17 protein-coding genes are annotated in these 19,403 nt (G+C 70.4%); 6 read left to right on the top strand and 11 right to left on the bottom strand.

What is annotated here, in order from left to right; genetic code table 11:
- Positions 1–1,216 (bottom strand): hypothetical protein (locus QZ994_RS00995; protein WP_290867034.1); only part of this gene is annotated, 1,216 nt, incomplete at its 3' end.
- A gap of 176 nt (positions 1,217–1,392) precedes the next feature.
- Between QZ994_RS00995 and QZ994_RS00990 the strand changes: the two genes are divergently transcribed.
- Positions 1,393–1,584, top strand: a complete 192-nt coding sequence (locus tag QZ994_RS00990; protein ID WP_290867031.1) for a hypothetical protein — start codon at positions 1,393–1,395, stop codon at positions 1,582–1,584.
- Positions 1,585–1,593: 9 nt separating this feature from the next.
- On the opposite strand, the gene QZ994_RS00985 is transcribed toward QZ994_RS00990, so the two are convergent.
- From QZ994_RS00985 to QZ994_RS00945, 9 genes are all read right to left on the bottom strand, one after another.
- Entirely contained in the window at positions 1,594–2,211 is a 618-nt protein-coding gene (locus QZ994_RS00985; RefSeq protein WP_290867029.1) for a lipocalin family protein, read from the bottom strand.
- A gap of 35 nt (positions 2,212–2,246) precedes the next feature.
- A complete protein-coding gene (locus tag QZ994_RS00980) occupies positions 2,247–2,894 on the bottom strand; it encodes a LysE family translocator (RefSeq protein ID WP_290867026.1) in 648 nt (215 codons plus the stop codon).
- 38 nt (positions 2,895–2,932) lie between these two features.
- Complete coding sequence (locus QZ994_RS00975; protein ID WP_290867023.1) at positions 2,933–4,129, bottom strand: acyl-CoA dehydrogenase; 1,197 nt, start codon at positions 4,127–4,129, stop codon at positions 2,933–2,935.
- A gap of 33 nt (positions 4,130–4,162) precedes the next feature.
- Positions 4,163–5,296, bottom strand: coding sequence for an acyl-CoA dehydrogenase (locus QZ994_RS00970; RefSeq protein ID WP_290867020.1), 1,134 nt, complete (start codon positions 5,294–5,296; stop codon positions 4,163–4,165).
- 18 nt (positions 5,297–5,314) lie between these two features.
- Complete coding sequence (locus QZ994_RS00965; RefSeq protein WP_290867017.1) at positions 5,315–6,511, bottom strand: acyl-CoA dehydrogenase family protein; 1,197 nt, start codon at positions 6,509–6,511, stop codon at positions 5,315–5,317.
- A gap of 56 nt (positions 6,512–6,567) precedes the next feature.
- Positions 6,568–7,254, bottom strand: a complete 687-nt coding sequence (locus QZ994_RS00960; protein ID WP_290867015.1) for an alpha/beta hydrolase — start codon at positions 7,252–7,254, stop codon at positions 6,568–6,570.
- An 85-nt stretch (positions 7,255–7,339) separates the two neighbouring features.
- The gene (locus tag QZ994_RS00955; RefSeq protein WP_290867013.1) at positions 7,340–8,284 is read right to left on the bottom strand and encodes a diguanylate cyclase; all 945 of its coding nucleotides are present in this window, start codon (positions 8,282–8,284) and stop codon (positions 7,340–7,342) included.
- A gap of 7 nt (positions 8,285–8,291) precedes the next feature.
- The gene (locus QZ994_RS00950) at positions 8,292–11,840 is read right to left on the bottom strand and encodes a response regulator (RefSeq protein ID WP_290867011.1); all 3,549 of its coding nucleotides are present in this window, start codon (positions 11,838–11,840) and stop codon (positions 8,292–8,294) included.
- Positions 11,841–11,993: 153 nt separating this feature from the next.
- Complete coding sequence (locus tag QZ994_RS00945) at positions 11,994–12,905, bottom strand: LysR family transcriptional regulator (protein WP_290867008.1); 912 nt, start codon at positions 12,903–12,905, stop codon at positions 11,994–11,996.
- A gap of 82 nt (positions 12,906–12,987) precedes the next feature.
- Between QZ994_RS00945 and QZ994_RS00940 the strand changes: the two genes are divergently transcribed.
- Both QZ994_RS00940 and QZ994_RS00935 read left to right on the top strand, forming a co-directional pair.
- A complete protein-coding gene (locus QZ994_RS00940) occupies positions 12,988–13,356 on the top strand; it encodes a hypothetical protein (RefSeq protein ID WP_290867006.1) in 369 nt (122 codons plus the stop codon).
- A 113-nt stretch (positions 13,357–13,469) separates the two neighbouring features.
- A complete protein-coding gene (locus tag QZ994_RS00935) occupies positions 13,470–14,378 on the top strand; it encodes a plasmid replication/partition related protein (protein WP_290867003.1) in 909 nt (302 codons plus the stop codon).
- Positions 14,379–14,390: 12 nt separating this feature from the next.
- Here QZ994_RS00935 and QZ994_RS00930 read toward each other — a convergent pair whose 3' ends face one another.
- The gene (locus QZ994_RS00930) at positions 14,391–15,887 is read right to left on the bottom strand and encodes an NAD(P)/FAD-dependent oxidoreductase (protein WP_290867001.1); all 1,497 of its coding nucleotides are present in this window, start codon (positions 15,885–15,887) and stop codon (positions 14,391–14,393) included.
- Between the two features lie 170 nt (positions 15,888–16,057).
- Here QZ994_RS00930 and QZ994_RS00925 point away from each other — a divergent pair, with 170 nt between their 5' ends.
- Genes QZ994_RS00925 through QZ994_RS00915 form a run of 3 tightly spaced genes read left to right on the top strand, consistent with a single transcriptional unit; the run spans position 16,058 to position 19,346 of the window.
- On the top strand, positions 16,058–17,350 hold the full coding sequence (locus QZ994_RS00925) for an efflux RND transporter periplasmic adaptor subunit (protein WP_290866998.1): 1,293 nt from the start codon (positions 16,058–16,060) through the stop codon (positions 17,348–17,350).
- A gap of 16 nt (positions 17,351–17,366) precedes the next feature.
- Positions 17,367–18,617: an FtsX-like permease family protein gene (locus QZ994_RS00920; protein ID WP_290866996.1), complete on the top strand. Its 1,251-nt coding sequence runs from the start codon at positions 17,367–17,369 to the stop codon at positions 18,615–18,617.
- 18 nt (positions 18,618–18,635) lie between these two features.
- Positions 18,636–19,346 (top strand): ABC transporter ATP-binding protein, encoded by a 711-nt coding sequence (locus QZ994_RS00915; RefSeq protein ID WP_290866993.1) that lies wholly within the window; start codon positions 18,636–18,638, stop codon positions 19,344–19,346.
- Positions 19,347–19,403: the final 57 nt, after the last annotated feature.

The following is a 19,403-nucleotide window of genomic DNA, read 5'->3' as shown; positions in this document are numbered from 1 at the left end:
AGCGGGCCAGGTCGCCGGTGAGGCCCTTGAGGGTCTTGGCTTGCGCGTCACCCACCAGGGGCATGAGCTGCAGGCGGTAGGCGGCCTGGGCGAAACGGCCGCCCAGGATGGCATCCCCGATGGGGCGTGCGCCGGAGCCTTCGGCGCCCTCGCCCAGTGCCTGCCAGCGCGCCAGCTGGTCGATCAGGCCGCCGAGTTCGGCCGGCAGGCTGAGGGTGTCGAGCGTGCCGCTGGCGGCCTCGGCCGGCGGTGGCAGGCCGGCGGCGCTCTGGGCGTTCGGGCGGTCGCGTTCGAATTCGCCTTCGGCCACGTCCAGCAGGTCGTGCTGGCTGACCATGACCGGGCGCACCGGGACCGAAAGGGCCTCGCCCACGATCTCGTAGAGGGCCGGGTGGCGTTGCAGCCAGGTGCGCACGTCGGACGTGGTCAGGCCGGTCGAGCCCAGGGTGACGCGCTGGCGGTCGGCCTGCTGCAAGGCTCGGGTGAACTGGCTGGCCATGGAGAGCAGGCGGGCCTGCTCCTGGCCGATGGCGCGGGCTTCGCGCTCCAGGCGGGGGTCTTCGTGTTCGGCGCGGATCAGGGCCGTGAGCGCCTGTCCCGCGCGCTCGACCAGGGCCAGGGCGCGGTCAAAGCGGGGCTGGGCGGCGCGCAGCCGGGCTTCCGAGCCGCTGGCAATCGCTTCCGAGAACTCGTCGTGCAGGCGGGCGAGCTGGGCGTGCAGGTGGGTGAGCTGGTTGGTGCTGACCAGGCCCAGTTGCTGGGCCCCGGCGACCTGGGCCAGCAGGGCGGCCATCTCGTCGTACTCGGCCGTGGGGGGCGTGGTCAGGGGGGCCAACAGGCCGTGCACCTCCTGCGCCAGGGGGCTGAGGTGGTAGTCCTGCGCGGTGGCGTCCCAGACCAGGAGGTCGAGCTCGCGCAGGCGCTTGAGCGCCGCATCGAGCGAGTCGGGCAGCAGCACGTGGAAGAGCCGGTTGACATCGTCGCGGCTCAGGCGCGCCTGGGGCTGGCTGGCCAGGGCCATGAAGCACCACAGGCGCAGCTGCACGCTGGCCTGGCCGCCGCCGAAGAGGCCGCGCAGGGCATCGAGCAGGGCCATGCGCTGGCCCAGTGCCCAGGCCAGGGGCTGCTCGGGCGCGAACTCGGGCTCGCGGAAGTGGCGCTCGAAGCTGCGGCCGTCGGGGCTGTCTGGGGATTCGGAGAGGGGCGCCTCGGTCATAGGGGGTGGATTGTGCCGGATGGGGCCCACGCCCTGGCCACTGTGGCGCCCAGCCCCCATCCCGAGGGAAATGCCGGGCCTTGTGCGCTTTCACCTTGGATTGACGGGCGGCGCCGTGCGATAGTCTGTTCAACAGGCCCTCACGCGTGTCGCACCGGGCCTGACAAGGAGGCCTTATGCAGACGCTGGACGAGATGCTCGCGATGAACCTGCTGACCCCTGACCAGCATGGCGAGATCGCCAGCTGGGTGCGGCACCAGAAGTCTCCCGAGCGCATCATGCAGATGCCGCCCCACCTGTGGCGGGCGCTGGAACTGGCCAGCGTGTTGATGGACTTCGACGTGAGCGGCGCCGCTGCGCCGAACTAGCCGGCCCACTCAGGGCTGGGCTTCTTCCTTCAGTCTGGTCGGGTCGTAGCCCTGTTCGCGCAGCCGTTGGTCGATGGCGGCACGGTCGCTGGCGCTGAGCCGAGGCGTGCGTGCCAAGATCCACAGGTAGGCGCGATCCGGTTCGCCGACCACGGCGTAACGCAGGTCGTCGGCCAGCTGGATGACCCAATAGGGGGCCCACACCGCGGGCCACCACGACAGCCACGCCGGTGCGAAGCGCACCTCCAGCTGGAACGGCGGTGTGGTGCCCGGCGCCTCGCTCGCCAGGCCGCGCGGCTTGCGGGCGATGCCGACGGCCTCGCTGAGCTGGCCCTCGGCGGTCAGGCAGCGGTTGGTGACCTGCACGCGCCCGTCGGGCAGCAGGGCGTAATCGGCCATGGTGGCGGCCACGCACTGTCGCTGGAAGCGGTTGGGGTAATGCGCCACCTGGTACCAGCGCCCCGCATAGCGGGACAGCTCGATCGCGGGCACGGCCTCGAGGGGCGCATCCGGTGCCGCCTGCGCGGGGCTGGCGATGCCGCCGAGCAGCAGGGACAGGAGCGCGGCGGCCCAGGGGGCCTGGCGCAGCGTGCGGGTGTGGGCGGGCGTGTGGGCGGCATGGCGCATGGGCTGGACGAGGGTCTTGCGGGTGACGACGGGTGTCAGCGGCGCAAGTCGGCCATGAGCGCGGCAAAACCGATGAAGGCCCCGCCGGTGAGGCGGTTGAACCAGCGTTGCACGGTGGCGCGCTTCAGGTAGCGCGCGGCGCGGTCCCCCCCAGCGGCGTAGACGCCGTACCAGGCCACTTCCACCACCGAGAAGGTGGTGAGCAGGATGGCGAACTGCGGCAGGGCCGGCGCATCGGCCTGGATGAACTGCGGCAGGAAGGCCGCGGCAAACAGGATGGCCTTGGGGTTGCTCGCGGCCACCAGCACGCCCTGGCGGTAGAGCGCGCGGGGCGTGGCCTGGGGCCATGAGGTGCCAGGCGTGGGGGCCGCTGTGCTGCGGGCCTCGGCCGTGTCCTGCACCGGGGCGCGCCACTGCTGCAGACCCAGCCAGGCCAGGTAGGCCGCGCCCAGCAGGCGCAGGGTGTCGAACACCGCCGGGAAGGCCTGCAGCAGCGCCCCCAGGCCCGCGGCCGAGAGGCTCATCATCGCGATCAGGGCGGTCATGCAGCCGGCCATGGTCGCCACGGCCGCACGCCAGCCTTGCCGGGCACTGGTGCCCATCACCAGCAGCATGTTGGGCCCCGGCGCGGCCGAGACAAAAAACGTCATGAGCAGGAAGAGCCACCAGGTGTGCAAGGTCATGCGCCGATGGTAGCGCCTGCAGGCTCCGCTCTGCCGGTTCAGAAGAAGGCCTGGATGCCCGTCTGCGCCCTGCCCAGGATCAGCGCGTGCACATCGTGCGTGCCCTCGTAGGTGTTGACCACCTCGAGGTTGACCAGGTGGCGCGCCACGCCGAATTCGTCGCTGATGCCGTTGCCGCCCATCATGTCGCGGGCCAGGCGGGCGATGTCGAGGGCCTTGCCGCAGTTGTTGCGCTTCATGATCGAGGTGATCTCGACCGCGGCCTTGCCTTCGTCCTTCAGGCGGCCCAGGCGCAGGCTGCCTTGCAGGCCCAGGGCGATCTCGGTCTGCATGTCGGCCAGCTTTTTCTGGATGAGCTGGTTGGCGGCCAGCGGGCGGCCGAACTGCTGGCGATCGAGCACGTACTGCCGGGCGCGGAACCAGCAGTCTTCGGCCGCGCCCATGGCGCCCCAGGAGATGCCGTAGCGGGCGCTGTTCAGGCAGGTGAACGGCCCTTTGAGGCCGCGCACCTCGGGGAAGGCGTTCTCTTCGGGGCAGAACACCTCGTCCATCACGATCTCGCCGGTGATGCTGGCGCGCAGGCCCACCTTGCCGTGGATGGCCGGGGCGCTCAGGCCCGCCCAGCCCTTTTCCAGCACGAAGCCGCGGATCTCGTCCTGGCCTTCCGCGTTGGCACACTGCGCCCACACCACGAACACGTCGGCGATGGGCGCATTGCTGATCCACATCTTGCTGCCGCGCAGGGTGTAGCCGCCGTTCACCCGGGTCGCGCGCGTGACCATGCTGGCCGGGTCCGAGCCGTGGTTGGGCTCGGTCAGGCCGAAGCAGCCGATCCATGTGCCTGCGGCCAGCCCGGGCAGGTACTTCTGGCGGGTGGCCTCGTTGCCGAACTCGAAGATGGGCAACATCACCAGCGACGACTGCACGCTCATCATCGAGCGATAGCCGGAGTCGACCCGCTCGATCTCGCGCGCGATCAGGCCGTAGCTCACGTAGCCCAGGTCCGAGCCGCCATAGGCCGCAGGCAAGGTGGCCCCCAGCAGGCCGAGTTCGCCCATCTCGCGGAAGATGGCCGGGTCGGTCGTTTCATGGCGGAAGGCCGCGGTCACGCGCGGCAGCAGGCGCTCCTGGGCATAGGCACGGGCTGCGTCCTGCACCATGCGCTCTTCGGGCGTGAGTTGCTCGCTCAGCAGCAAGGGATCGGCCCAATGGAAGGTGGCTTTGCTTTGGCTCATGGATGGCTTTCGGGTCATGCGATGGGGTGGCATTCAGGCGGGCTGGCCCAGCGCGATGAAGCGCGCCAGGTGGTGGTCTTCGTCGCCCAGCTGGTGGTCGATCAGGATCAGGCGCTTGGCCATGTGGGCCAGGGGCAGCTCCCAGGTCATGCCGATGCCGCCATGCAGCTGCACGCACGCTTCGGCCACCAGGGTGCCGATGCGGCCGATGCTGTGCTTGGCCGCCGACAAGGCCTTCTCGCGCGCAAGGCGCTCGCCATCGAGGGCGGCGGCCGCGTTGACGACAGCCGATCGGGCTTGCTCCACCTCGATCAGCAAGCTGGCCATGCGGTGCTGAAGGGCCTGGAAACGGGCCAGGGGCTGGCCAAACTGCATGCGGGTCTGCAGGTGGGTGATGGTGGCCGCCTTGGCCGCCTCCATCAGGCCCAGGGCCTCGGCGCACAGGGCCAGGATGCCGCGCCCGATGGCCTGCTCCAGCAGGGCGTGGCCCCGGCCTTCGGGGCCGATCAGGGCCGAGGCGGGCAGGCGCACCTGGTCGAGGTGCACGGTGGCGGTCTGGCTGCCATCCAGCGTGGGCGAGCCTGTGCGGCGCAGGCCGGGGGTGTCGGCGGGCAGGGCGAACAAGCCGATGCCATCGGTGTCGGCCACCTCGCCCTGCGTGCGTGCGCTGAGGATCAGCCACTGAGCCTGTGCCCCAAAAGGCACGGCGGCCTTGGCGCCCTGCAGGCACCAGCCCTCGGCCTCGCGGGTGGCGCGGGTGGCCACGTGGGCCGGGTCGTAGTGGGAGTCGGCTTCTTCGTGGGCCAGGGTGGCGAGCACCTCGCCTTGCATCAGGCTGGACAGCAAGGCGGCGTGCGCGGGGTGTGCGCTCTGGGCCAGCACGCTGCCGGCCAGCAGGTTGGGCAGGAAGGGCTCGACCACGAGGCCCTGGCCCAGAACCTCGAAGACCACGGCGATGTCGAAGCCATGGCCACCCAGGCCACCGTGGGCCTCGTCGAACAGCGCGCCCAGGGCGCCCAGTTCGGCCAAGGCGCGCCAGTGCGTCGGGCTGTGGCCCTCGGCTGACGCGGCGAGGCGCTGGCGCATGGCAAAGGGGCATTGCGTGCTCACGTAGCGCTGCAGCGTGTCGGCCAGCATGCGGCGTTCGTCGGTGTGGGTGAAGTGCATGGTGGGGCCCTCGCTGGCTCACAGGCCCAGCATCGTTTTGGCGATGATGTTCTTCTGGATTTCGTTGCTGCCGCCAAAGATCGACAGCTTGCGGTGGTTGAAGTAGCTGGCGGCGGCGAAGCGGGCTTCGGGTTGCCCCAGTCCGTCGGGATGGCCGCTGGCTTCCGCGGTTTCGGGCACAAAGGGCAGGGCATGCGGGCCCATGGCCCGGCGCAGCAGCGAGGTGAGCTCCTGGCGGATCTCGGTGCCCTTGACCTTGAGCATGGAGCTCTCGGCCCCGGGTGCCCCGCCATCGGTCACGGCCGCGATCACGCGCAGGTTGGTGGTTTTCATGTTCTCGAGTTCGATCTCGACGCGGGCCAGTCGGGCGGCAAAGAGCGGGTCGTGCAGCAGGGGCCGCCCACCCTTCATGACGCGGCCTGCCACGGCCTTGACGCGTTCGAGGGCGGCCACCGAAAAGCCCACGCCCGCGATGTTGGTGCGCTCGTAGGTGAGCAGGAACTTGGCCACCGTCCAGCCCTGGTGCTCGGTGCCCACGAGGTTGGCCACGGGCACCCTCACGTTGGTGAAAAAGACCTCGTTGACCTCGTGCGTGCCATCCAGCGTGACGATGGGGCGCACGTCGACGCCGGGTGACGCCATGTCGATCAGCAGGAAGCTGATCCCGGCCTGTTTTTTGGCCTCGCGGTCGGTGCGCACGAGGCAGAAGATCATGTTGGCGTGGTGGCCCAGGGTGGTCCAGGTTTTCTGTCCGTTGACCACGTAGTGCTCGCCCTGGCGCACGGCCGAGGTCTGCAGCCCGGCCAGGTCAGAACCGGCGCCGGGTTCGGAGTAACCCTGGCACCACCAGTCGTCGCCCCGCAGGATGCGGGGCAGCCAGTGCGCCTGCTGGTCGGGTGTGCCGTGGTGGATCAGCACCGGCCCCAGCATGTTGACGCCAAAGGGCACGGTGCGAGGGCAGTGGGCGAGGGCGCAGTCGTGCTCGAAGAGGAAGCGCTGGATGGGGCTCCAGCCCGGTCCACCATGGGCCATGGGCCAGTGGCTGGCCAGCCAGCCCCGGCTTTGCAGCAGCGCGTGCCACCGTTCGTGGTCGGCCTTGCTCAGGGCGAGCCCGTGCTTCACCTTGTCGGTCAGCTCGGTGGGGACGGCCTGGGTGAGGAAAGCCCGCACGGTCTCGCGGAAGGCGAGTTCGTCGGGGGTGAAGTGCAGGTCCATGTCGGGCTCCTCCGGGGCTGAAAGCCATTCTTGGAGGGGCCGTGCACATTTGGCAATCAGGGCTTGCCTTGGTCCTCTGTGGGGGATAGCACCCGCTTCAGCCAGGCGTTGATGTCGTTGACCTCGTCGAGGCAGAGGCTGTGGCCCATGGGGTAGTCGTGCCAGCGCACGGGGTAGTCCAGGCTCAGAAGGTGAGCCAGAGAGCGCTGGCCGCGTTCCGGCAGGACGACGTCGTCATGGGTGCCGTGGGCCATGAAGATGGGCGTGCGGCGGTTGGCGCGGTGGGCCTCGGCAGAGGTGGTGTCCGGCAGGGGCAGGTAGCCCGAGAGGGCGATCAGGCCGGCCAGTCGGTGGGGCTGGCGCAGGCCGCACATCAGCGTCATGGCACAGCCTTGCGAAAAGCCCATGAGCACGATGCGCTCGGAGGGGATGCCGCGGCCGATTTCGCGCTCGATCAGGGCATCGACCAGGGGCAGGGTGGCGCGCAGGCTGGCCTCGTCTTCGCGCTTGGCGTCGTTGCGGGGCAGGATGTCGTACCAGGCGCGCATGGGGTAGCCGCCGTTGAGGCTCACCGGGATCACCGGCGCGCTGGGCATGACGAAACGCATGGGGCCGATGCCATCAAGGTCGAGCTCGTGGCAGAAGGGCACGAAGTCTTCGCCATCGGCGCCCAGGCCATGCAGGATGATCAGGCTGGCCGTGGGCGAGGGGGCGGATTCGATCTCGAGGGTCTCAAGCGACATGGGGGCTCCGGACGGGGCGACCACCGAGGCGCCCACTGATGCCCATCCTGACACAGCCTGGGGCGCAGTGGGCGAGCGGCGGGGCTCAGGGTGTGCCGGAGGCCGGGCCGGGCGGTGCGCAAACCTGGTTGCGCCCCAGGGCCTTGGCCCGGTAGAGCTGCTCGTCGGCCAGCTTCAGCAGCGTCGCGGGGGCCTGGTTGCCATCCGGTTGGACCACCGCCACCCCGGCGCTGAAGGTGACCACCTCGGCCACGCTGGAGCCGGCGTGGTGCAGGCCCAGCTTGAACACGGCCTCGCGCATGCGGTTGGCCACGAGCAGGGCGCCAGCGACGTCGGTGTCAGGCAGCAGGCATGCGAACTCTTCGCCCCCGTAGCGGGCGATCACGTCTGCCGGGCGGCGGCCCGCACCCTTGAGCGCCCCGGCCACGGCCACGAGGGCGTCGTCACCGGCCTGGTGGCCGTAGTGGTCGTTGTAGGCCTTGAAGAAGTCGACGTCGATCAGGGCCAGGCCCAGGCTGCGCTGCTCGCGCACCGCGCGCGACCACTCCATGGCCAGGCGGTCGTCGAACAGCCGGCGGTTGAAGGTGCCGGTCAGCCCGTCCATGAAGGCCATGTGGCGCAGCTGATCGGCCTGGCGCTTGAGGGTGAGGTGGGTCTTGACGCGGGCCCGCACCACATCGGGGTTGATGGGCTTGGGAATGAAGTCGACGGCGCCCATGGCCAGGGCCTTGGTTTCCTGCTCCGGGTCACTGTGGGCGGTGATGAAGAGCACGGGGATGTCGCGGGTGTCGGGCGAGGCCTTGAGGCGGGCGCAGACGGTGTGGCCGTCCATGCCGGGCATGACGACGTCGAGCAGGATGAGGTCGGGCTGGTGGCGCAGGGCCGCGGCCAGGGCCTGCTCGCCATCGGTGGCCATCAGGACCTGGTGGTCGGCCTCGAAGACGCGGTAGAGCACCTGGATGTTGGCGGCCTGGTCGTCGACCACGAGCAGCCGGGGGCGGGTGGGGGCGTCCAGGAGGACGGCATGCATGCGTTCTTCAGCAGGGCACATGGTCGGTCTCTGCCTGGAGTTGGGCCATCAGGGCCCGAGTGTGGAGGGTGGCGGCGCCGAAGTCCAGCGCGTCCATCGCGGTCTGGAGCGCGGTCTGGACGGCCCGGTGCTCGGGCCCCAGGGTGGCCTGCAGCGTCTTGTGCACTTCGGTGGCCGCCATGTCGCTCTGGTCCAGCAGGTGCAGCAGCCGGGTGGCCGTGCGCAGCAGGGTGAGCGTGTCGGCGGGTGGGGGGGGCGAGGCCTGTGGGCTGCGCTGCAGGTCTGCTGCCAACTGGGCCTGCAGGGGGCGCAGGCGCTGGCCTGCAGTCGTCAGGGCTTCGTTGACGGCGAGAGCCCAGGCCGAGGCGGCCTCAGGCTGCAGCAGGCGGTCGCCCAGGCGGAGGGCTTCTGCGTGGGCCTGGCCGATGGCCGCGGCCAGCCGTGGGTCGCCCAGCGTGCCGGCGAGGCCCTTGACCGTGTGGCTCCACTGCTGCAACGCGACCACGTCGCCCTCGGCGAACCAGGCCTGGATCTGACCTGGGGCGGCCTGCAGGTCGCGGCTGAAGTTGTCCAGCAGGCGCAGGTAGACGTCGAGCCGGCCGCCCAGCCGGTGCAGGGCCCGTTCCAGTTCCAGGCCCTGGGTGCCCGCCAGGGCCAGCAGGGTGGCCGAGGGGGGCGTGGCCTCGCGGGGCGGCACGACCTGGGGCGTGCGGTCGGTGTGGGTGCAAAGCACGTGCACCAGTTCGTCGAGGTCGAACGGCTTGCCGATGTGGTCGACCATGCCGGCGGCCAGGCTGGTGTCGCGGTCGCTGGCGGCCACGTTGGCGGTCATGGCGACGATGGGCGGGGCCAGGTCGCCCAGTGCCTCCTGGATGAGGCGGGCGGCGGTGAGGCCGTCCATCACGGGCATCTGGATGTCCATGAGCACGATGTCGAAGGGCTCGCTGGCCTGCAGCACCGCGCCCACCCCTTCCTGGCCGTTGCAGGCCAGTTGCACCTCGGCACCTTCGTCCTGCAGCAGCTCCTGGGCCACCTGCTGGTTGTTGGGGTTGTCCTCCACCAGCAGCACGCGCAGGCCTGGCAGGCGCTGGTCGCCGGGGGGCGGTGGGGGCATGCGCTCTTCGGTGAGGCGGTGGGGGCTGTGTTCGCTCAGGGCGCGTTGCAGCAGCATGGCCGTCACGGGCTTGATCAGGTAGGCATCGAGCAGGCTGGGATCGGCCTCGCTGCGTTCGGCCAGGGCCTCGCGGTCGTGGGCGGTCACCATCACGATCAGGGGGGTGACCGGCGCCGGGGTGCTGTCGCGGATGTGGCGGCTGGTCTCCCAGCCATCCATGCCGGGCATCTGCCAGTCGACGAAGACGGCGTCATAGGGCACGCCCGCTTGCACGGCCTCGTCCACCATTTTCAGCGCAGCCGGTCCGCTTTCGGCGCCATCGGCCTGCCAGCCCAGGGCTTCGGCCTGGGCCATCAGCAGCATGCGGGTCACGTCGTTGTCGTCGACCAGCAGCACCCGTTTGCCCTCGCCGTCGGGCTGGACCAGCGTGGCCGGATGCTCGGGCACCCGGCTCAAGGGGATGTCGAAATAGAAGGTGCTGCCCTTGCCCGGCACGCTTTCGACCAAGAGGGTGCCGCCCATGAGCCGCACCAGGCGCTGGCTGATGCTCAGGCCCAGGCCGGTGCCACCGAACTCGCGCGAGGTGTGCCCTTCTGCCTGGGCGAAGCCGTCGAAGATGCGCTGCAGGGCCTCTTCGGCGATGCCGATGCCGGTGTCGCGCACGGAGACGCGCACGGTCACGTCCTTGTCGCTTTGGCGAACCAGGCGCATGCCCAGCACGATCTCGCCCTGGCGTGTGAACTTGATGGCGTTGCCGCCCAGGTTGATGAGGATCTGCTGCAGGCGCAGGTCGTCGCCGACCAGGGTGTCGGGCAGGCGCGGGTCGATGTCGTAGGCCAGTTCCACCGGCTTGTCGGCCAGGTTGGCCGAGAGGATGACGGAAAGGTCGCGCAGCAGCTGTTCCAGCTGGAAGGGACGGGGGTCCAGCGTCATCTTGCCGGCCTCGACCTTGGAGAAGTCGAGGATGTCGTTGAGCAGGGCGAGCAGGGAGCGCGCGGCCCGTTCGGCCTTGCCGGTGTAGTCCTGTTGCCGGCGGGCCAGCGGGGTGCGGCGCAGCAGCTTGAGCATGCCCAGCACGGCGTTCATGGGCGTGCGGATTTCGTGGCTCATGTTGGCCAGGAACTGGCCCTTGGCCTGGCTGGCCTTTTCGGCCCGCTCGGTGGCCAGGCGCAGGGTGGCTTCGTGGGCCAAGCGCTCGGTCACGTCGTGGGCCGCGCCCAGGTAGCCGATCACCTCGCCCGACAGCGAGCGCATGGCCGTGACCACCAGCGAGACGCGCAGGCGGCTGCCATCGCGGCGCAGGTAGGTCCATTCGTGCGGCTGGCCTCGCACCACCGGATCGGTGAAGACGTTGGCGGCGGTGAAGGGGCGCCCGTGCTGTGCGCTCAGCTCGGCGCAGCGTTGCGCCACCTCTGTCGCGTCGTGCAGGAACAAGGGGGTCTGGCGGCCGGTGACGTCGGCGGCCCGGTACTGCAGCATGCGCTCGGCGCCCGTGTTGAACAGCGTGACGCGCAGGTCCAGGTCGGTGGCGATCACCGAGAAGGCGGTGGTGGCGTCCAGCACGCTGCTCAGCAGCGAGCGGGTGTGGCTCAGGCGCTCGCGCGATTCGTGCAGCTCGGTGATGTCCTGGAAGGTGCCCACCAGGCGGACCACGCGGTCACCCTCTCGCTCGGCTTCGCCCACCGAACGCAGGCGAATCTGCCGCCCCTCGCTGGTGACGGCGGGCAGCTCCATGTCCCAGGTCTGACCGTGCTCGATGGCCCGCACGGCGGCACGCTGCAGCCGCAGGCGAGCGCGCTGCCCCAGGTGCATCATCACGTCGTCCAGGTGGTGGCGTGGGGCATGGGGGCGGTCGAGGAGGCGGCTGAGCTGGCCCGTGACGGTGAGCCGGTCGATGCCCAGTTCGAACTGCCAGCCTCCCACGCGGGCGAGGCGCCCGACGCGATCGAGCAGGGCCTCGTCGGCGCGCAGCTGCTGCTCGGAGGTCTTGAGCCGCGTGATGTCGGTGCGCACCGAGATGAGCTTGTCGATCTGCCCGTGGTCGTCCATCACAGGGATGACCACGCTGTTGACCCAGTAGAGCCGGCCATCGCTGGCGCGGTTGCAGACCTCGCCGTGCCAGGACTGCCCGGACTGCACCGTGGCCCACATCTCGGCCCAGAAGCCAGGGGGGTGATGGCCTGAATTGAGGATGCGGTGATCCTGACCGATCAGCGCCTCGCGCGGGTAACGGCTGAGCGCGCAGAAGGCGTCGTTGGCCTCGGTGATGAGGCCGTGGCGGTCGGTGGCCGAGACGATGGCGTACTGGTTGAGGGTGGTCAGCAGGGCCAGGTGGGTGCGCAGGGCCGGATCGGTCTGGGCGCCACGCATGGCGGGGCGTGGGTGGCCTCGGCCCAGCAGGGTGCCGAGGGTCTGCCTGAGGTGATCGAACACGCGTGTCATGGCCCTGTTGCTCGTGGCATGGTTCGGGCCGTGGCGCCAGGTGGACGCTGCCCGCGGGTTTCCCCTATTCGGACATTGTGGGCCGGGGCGGCGCGCTCTGGTCCCCGTGAAACACCCCAGTCCGTGCGCTATTTCGCGTTCACGGTGCGCCGATCAGGCCAGCCACTCGATGCCCGGCAATTTGGCGCACTCGCTGCGGATGATCTGGGCCATGTCCTGCATGTAGGGGCGGGTGGCCTGCGCCTTGGGGCAGATGGCGTGCAGCTCGCTCCACAGGCCTTTGGGGCCGATGGGCAGGGCCTTGACGTAATCGTGCTGCAAGTAGCTCTGCAGGCCCCAGTTCGGCAGGGCGGCGATGCCGCGGCGACTGGCCACCAGCTGCACGATGGCCACCGTCAGCTCGGCGGTGCGACGCGGCAGGCTCAGCCCGGCGGGCCTGAGCACCTCGCGGATCAGGTCGATGCGCTCCTCGGGCACGGGGTAGGTGATCAGGGTCTGGTCGGCCAGGTCTTTGGCGGCGAGGAAGCGCTTGTGGCGCAGCGGGTGTTCGTTGGCCAGCACGGCCAGGATCTCGAAGCGAAACAGCGGCGTGACCGACCAGGCCCGCAGCGCCTTGGGGCGCGAGCCGATCACCAGGTCGGCCTTGCCCTCCTTGAGCAGGGTGAGCGGGTCGGCGTGGAAGCCGGCCACCAGGTCGACCTCGACCTCGGGCCAGCGCTGACGGAAGGCGTGCATCACCGGCATCAGCCAGTCGAAGCAGGTGTGGCACTCCAGCGCGATGCGCAGCTCGCCGGTGGTTTCGCCCTTCATGCGGGCGAGATCGCGCTCGGCCGCGCCCACCTCGGCCATCACGCTGCGGGCGAGGGTCAGCAGCCGTTCGCCCGCGGGCGTGAAGCGCAGGCCCTGGCGGGTGCGCTCGAACAGGGGCAGGCCGTGGTGGTCTTCCAGGGCGCGGATCTGGTGCGACAGCGCCGACTGGCTCAGGTGCACCCGGTCGGCGGCGGTGGCGAGCTTGCCGCTGTCGGCAATGGCAATGAGCGAGCGCAGGTGGCGGATTTCGAGCATGAGCGAGATGATGCCTGATCCGGCTGTGCATGCGCTGCATTCATGTCGCGCTGCCGGGCCGCGCTTGGCTTACAGTGCGGCCATGAGCCTGGACTACCTGATCTTCGATTACAGCGACAGCACCGATGGCACGGGCACCTTCGAGGCCATGGTCTCGGTGGGCCCGCAGCACGTGCCGGCCGTGCACGCCGAGGTGGCGGCCGTGCTGGCCTGGTGCCATGCCCGCTTCGGCTCCGATTGCGGCCCGGTGGGCGAAGGCTTCACCTGGGACGCCGAGCTGCAGGGCCAGCAGGAGTTCAGTGCCCGCGAAGACCTGCACTTCGACGTGGCCACGGGCCGGCTGAGCGCCCGCCTGATGCCGCCCGGCACACCGCGCCACACCCTGACGCTCACGCTCACCGGTGACGAGGCCTTCTGCGAGGCGCTGCGCAGCCACTTCGCACTCGACTGAGTCGCCCCGATCGCCTGGCGCCCAGGGCGCGGGCCGGCGTCCTTACAATGGCGCCCCTTTCCGCCTGGGGCCCTGTGGCCGCCAGGCCCTTTCCCTTTGCCCTGCTGCCTGCCATGAACATCACGGTCAACGAAGACCTGCGCGCCTACATCGACCCGCTCACCCCCGAAGAACACGACGCGCTGGAGCGCAGCATCCTGGCCGAAGGCTGCCGCGATGCCCTGGTGCTGTGGGGCGATGTGCTGGTCGACGGCCACAACCGTTATGGCATCTGCACCAAGCACGGCCTGCCTTTCCAGACCGTGCAGAACACGCGCTTCAAGTCCATGGAAGACGTGCACCTGTGGATGATCGACCAGCACCTGGGCCGCCGCAGCGTCTCGGACTTCCAGCGTGGCGTGCTCGCCTTGCGCAAGAAGGAGATCCTGACCACGCGCGCCGAAGCCGAGGTGAAGGCCAAGGCCGATGCCGCCGCCGCGGCCAAGGCGGCTGCCGAGGCGGCGACCCCGGTGACACCACCCGCCGAAGCCGAGCCTGCGCCCGCGCCCCTCACGCCCGAAGAGCGGGCCGAGGTCGCGGCCCTGGCCAGCCGCGAGGCCCTGGCCCGCGCCGCGCGCATCAGCCCGGCCACCGTGGCCCAGATCGAGAAGATCCAGAAGCTGGCCGCGCCCGAGCTGGTGGAGGCCGTCAAGCAAGGTGCCGTGTCCATCAACACCGCCGCCACCGTGGCCACCTTGCCGGTGGCAGAGCAGGTGGCCGCCGTGGGCGAAGGCAAGAAGGGCCTGCAGCAGGCCGCTCGCCAGGTGCGGGATTCGCGCAAGAAGGAGCGCGAGGCCCGCAGCGCCGAGGTGGTGGAGATGCTGTCCGAAGGCGCCGCCCCCTGGGACGCCGAGGGCGCACAGGACGGCCCGCGCGAAGGCGAATCCCCCGAAGACACCATCACCCGCCTGCTGGCCACCGTGGCCGGTCTGCGCCAGGAGCGTGCCGCCCTGCAGGCGCAGCTGGCGGCCCTGCAAGCCTGATGCGGGCCGGAGTCAGGCCGCCCGCTTCAGCCCGGCCTGGTCCGTGCCTGCGGCCACTGGCTGGCTGAAAACCAGGGTGCCGTCGTCCACGTTGTGGCCCTTGAAGGCCAGCACGTCGAGCAGGTAGTTCTGGTGCATCTTCCAGGGCAGTCGGTTGCCCTGGTTGGGGAAGCGGTTCAGGCTGCGCAGCACGTAGCCCGAGGTGAAGTCCAGCAGGGCTTCGGGCTTGAGGTCGGCAGGGGCGACCGGCGTGGCCACGGGCTGCCCGGTCTTCTGCATGTGGTTCAGCACCTTGCAGACCAGTTCGCTGGTGAGGTCGGCCTTCAGCGTCCACGAGGCATTCGTGTAGCCGAAGGCATAGGCCAGGTTGGGCACGCCCGAGAGCATCATGCCCTTGTAGCTGAAGGTGCGGCGGGGCTTGACCACCTTGCCATCGACCACGATGTCCATGCCGCCAAAGGCCAGCAGGTCCAGGCCCGTGGCGGTCACGATCACGTCGGCCTCGAGGTGGGCGCCCGATTTCAGCTGGATGCCCGTGGCCGTGAAGCGCTCGATGTGGTCGGTCACGACCTCGGCCTTGCCGCTGCGCAGGGCCTTGAACAGGTCGGCATCGGGCACCAGGCAGACACGCTGGTCCCAGGGCTTGTAGCTGGGCTCGAAGTGCCGGAGCAGGTCCTTGCGCGGGCCCAGGGCCCGGGCCACGCCCTTCAGGATGTAGCGCTTCATCATCTCGGGGCGCTGGCGCGAGAGCTTGTAGAACAGCATCTGCATGAGGACGTTCTTCCAGCGCGTGATGCCGTAGGCCAGCTTCAGCGGCAGGGTCTCGTTCATCCAGTTGGCCAGCCTGTCGCTGCCCGGGCGCGCCAGCACATAGGTGGGGGAGCGCTGCAGCATGGTGACCTGCGCAGCCTGTTCGGCCAGAGATGGCACCAGGGTCACGGCCGTGGCGCCACTGCCGATCACCACCATGCGCTGGCCCCGGTGGTCGAGGTCCTGCGGCCAGTGCTGCGGGTGCACGATGCGGCCCTGGAAGTCGGCCGCGCCGGGGAACGCGGGCGCGTGGCCCTGTTCGTAGCGGTAGTAGCCGGTGCAGAGGTAGAGGAAGCGGGCGCTGATCTGGCGCAGCGTGCGCTCCGGGCCCACCTCCACGTCGACCAGCCAGCGCGCGTTGGCACCCGACCAGCTGCTGCGCACCACGCGGTGCTGCAGGCGCACATGGCGTTCGAGGTCGTGCTCGCGGGCCGTCTCTTCGATGTAGGACAGGATGGCGGGGCCGTCGGCGATCGCCTTGGCCCGGGTCCAGGGCTTGAAGGCGTAGCCGAGGGTGTACATGTCGGAGTCGGAGCGGATGCCGGGGTAGCGGAACAGGTCCCAGGTGCCCCCGATGGCCGCGCGGCCCTCCAGGATGGCAAAGCTGTGCCCGGGGCAATGCTGCTTCAGGTGCACGCCCGCGCCAATGCCCGAGAGGCCACCCCCCACGATCAGCACGTCCAACTGCTCGATGCCCATCTTTTCACTCCTCATGTCCTGCGACCGCGCGCCATGACCGCGATCAAAGACGGCGATTGTGCGGGCTGCCCGGGCGCCGCGTGGGGTGCGGGCGCGACACTTTGGCGGCGCGCCCCAACCCCTGGCTGGGGCATCGTGCCGGGGTGCCCGCCGCGTGCCATGATCTCTCCATGTCCATGCCTTCTGTTCCGAGCCCCATGGGCCCCACGGGGCCTGCTTCGTCGCCCTGGTGGCGCCAACGCCGCACCCTGTGGTGGCTGCTGCTGGCCGTGGCCCTGGCCGGTGGCGCCTGGTTGCGCTGGCGCCCGGCCGAGGTGAGTGCCGTGGTGCTGCGCAGCCAGCCCCTGACCCGCACCCTGCAGTTCACCGCCCGCGTCAAGACGCCGGCCCGCGTCGAGCTGGGCAGCACGGTCACGGGCCGCGTGTGGAAGGTGGCGGTGAACGAGGGCGACAGGGTGCAGGCCGGTGCCATCCTCGTGATGCTGGAGGCCGACGAAGCCCGCGCCAACCTCCAGCAAGCCCGTGCGGCCCTGGTGCAGGCCGAGGCGAAGCTGGCCAGCCAGCAGGCCTTGTCCCTGCCCAGCGCCCAGTCGGCACTGGCCCAGGCCGATGCCAATCTGCTGGCGGCCCAGCGCGACCTGGTCCGCACCCAGGAACTCGTGGCCCAGCGTTTCTACAGCACGCAGAAGCTGGACGACAGCCAGCGTGCGGTCGACGTGGCCCGCGCCCAGCGCGACGCCGCCCGCGCGCAGGTGCAGGCCAACCAGCGCGGCGGCGAGCGCGGCGCGGCCGAGGCCCAGGTGGCGTCGGCCCGGGCGGCGGTCGAGGTGGCCCAGGCCCGCCTGGACCAGACCACCCTGCGTGCGCCCGCAGCCGGCCGCGTGCTGCTGCGCACCGTCGAGCCCGGCCAGATCGTGCAGGCTGGCAAGGCCTTGCTGACCCTGGCCGTGCAGGGGCGCACCGAGTTGCTGGCCGATGTGGACGAGCGCTTCCTGGCGCAGCTGCAGGTGGGCCAGACCGCCCGCGTGCTGGCCGATGCCTACCCCACCCAGCCCTTCAGCGCCCATGTGGACCGACTGGGCGCGGCGGTCGACGCCCAGGCCGGTTCGGTCGAGGTGACCTTTGTGCTCGATGCCGCGCCACCGGCCTTCCTGCGCGAAGACATGACCCTGTCCATCGAGGTGGTCACGGGCCAGCGCGCCCAGGCCAGGGTGCTGCCCCTGCGGGCCCTGCGGGGGGCGGCCGATGCCACCCAGCCGGCGCGCGGCAGCGTGCTGGTGGCCGAAGGGGGGCGTGCCGTGCTGCGCGAACTCACCCTGGGCCTGCGCACCCTCGACCAGGCCGAGGTGCTCGCAGGCCTGAAGGATGGCGAAGCCGTCTTGCTCGACGCCACCGTCCAGCCCGGCCAGCGCGTGCGCGCGGTGCTGGCATCGCCCGCCACTCCAAACGCCACTGCGCCGTGAGCCGCGGGCACAAGCCATGAGAGAACACGGCGTCCTGGGCGTGGGCTTCGAACTGAACGTGGCCGTGCGCTTCCTGCGCGAGGGTCGCTTTCAGAGCCTGTTGATCATCGTGGGCGTGGCCGCCGGTGTGGCCGTGGTGGCCTACATCTCGGCCCTGGTGGTGGGCCTGCAGCGCAACACGCTGGAAAAAACGCTGGGCGCCCAGGCCCATGTGGTCGTGTCCCCGCTGGACGACAAGGTCGCGCCGGTGCTGCCGCGTGCGCCCGACCAGGCCGTGATCGCCGACATCCAGACCCGCGCCCAGCGCCTGCGCACCGTGGTCAACTGGCCGGCCGTGGTGGCCGCGCTCGACCGGCGCGAAGGCGTGGCGGCGGTGTCGCCCATGGTGGGCGGTGCGGCCCTGGCGCAGCGCGGCGAGGCCACCCGTGCCGTGGCCATCACGGGGGTCGACATTGCCCGCTACGACCGCATCGTGGGTCTGGGGCAGAAGCTCGTGGCCGGCAGCCTGCGCCTGGGCCCGGGCGAGACCATCGTGGGCCAGACCCTGGCCGCCGACCTGGGCGTGCGCGTGGGCGACCGCCTCACCGTCACCGTGGGCACGGGCGCCACCGCCCGCAGCGAAACGCTGCGGCTCACCGGCCTGGTCGACCTGGGCATCAAGGACCTGAACCGCCGCGTGCTCATCGTGCCGCTGCGCTCGGCCCAGAGCATGCTCGACCTGGCCGGCGGTGCCACGCAGATCGACCTCACGCTGGACGACGTCTGGGCGGCCAAGGCACTGGCTCAGTCACTGAGCCGGGAGCTGCCCTACAAGGTCGAGAGCTGGCAGGAGACCAATGCCCAGCTGGTGACCGCGCTCAATGCCCAGGGCATCAGCACCCTGCTGATCCGCGTGGTGGTGATGATCGTGGTCATCCTGGGCATTGCCAGCGTGCTGGTGGTCTCGGTCGTGCAGAAGCAGCGCGAGATCGGCATCCTGCGGGCCATGGGCGCCACGCGCGACCAGGTCATGCGCATCTTCCTGATCCAGGGCGGGCTGGTGGGCGCCATCGGCTCGGTGCTGGGTGTGGCGATGGCCGCGGGCATGATCTGGGTTTTCACCCACGCCGTGCTGGGCGCCGATGGCAAGCCCCTGTTCGCCATCACCCTGCCGCCCCGCATGGCCCTGCAGATCGTGGGCATCGCCTGGCTGGCCGGGGTGCTGGCCGCGGCCGCACCCGCCCGCCGTGCGGCCCGCATGGACCCGGCGCAGGCCATCCGCTCCTGAACACGCCCTGAACTTGCCATGACCACGCCCCTCATCCAGTTGCAGGCCTTGCGCAAGGTCTACAACGCCGGCCAGCCCAGCGAGGCCGAGGTGCTCCACGGCCTCGGGCTGCAACTCCAGCGGGGCGAATTCGCCGCCCTGATCGGCCCCTCCGGTTCGGGCAAGAGCACCCTGCTCAACATCCTGGGCCTGCTGGAGCGCCCCAGCAGCGGGCAGTACCTGCTGGCAGGGCAGGCCGTGCAGGCCCTGCCAGACGATGCGCTCACACGCCTGCGCCGCGACACCCTGGGCTTCGTCTTCCAGTTCCACCACCTGCTGCCGGCCTACTCTGCGCTGGAAAACGTGGCCATGCCCGTGCTGGTGCGCGACGGCAAGGTCTCCGCCGCAGCGAAGGGCCGTGCCCGCGAACTGCTCGATGCCGTGGGCCTGGGTGGGGCGATGGACCGCCTCTCGGGTCAGCTCTCTGGCGGCATGCAGCAGCGCGTGGCCATCGCGCGGGCCCTCATGCTCTCGCCCGCGCTGGTGCTGGCCGACGAGCCCACGGGCAACCTCGACACGGCCTCGTCGAACGAGGTGTTTGCGCTGCTGCGCCAGATGCACGCCAAGGAGGGCACCACCTTCCTGGTGGTGACCCACGACCCACGCATGGCGGCCCGCTGCGACCGCGTGATCGAGCTGGTCGATGGCCACATCGCCCACGACGGGCCACCCCGAACGGCCACCCTGTGAGGACATGAATGGCATTCATGTGAGTGTGAAAACATCTCGCTTGATGCAAGCCAGCCG

The sequence above is a fragment of the Aquabacterium sp. genome, from assembly GCF_021768455.1.
GTDB lineage: Bacteria > Pseudomonadota > Gammaproteobacteria > Burkholderiales > Burkholderiaceae_C > Aquabacterium.
This window is presented reverse-complemented; position numbering and strand designations above follow the sequence as displayed.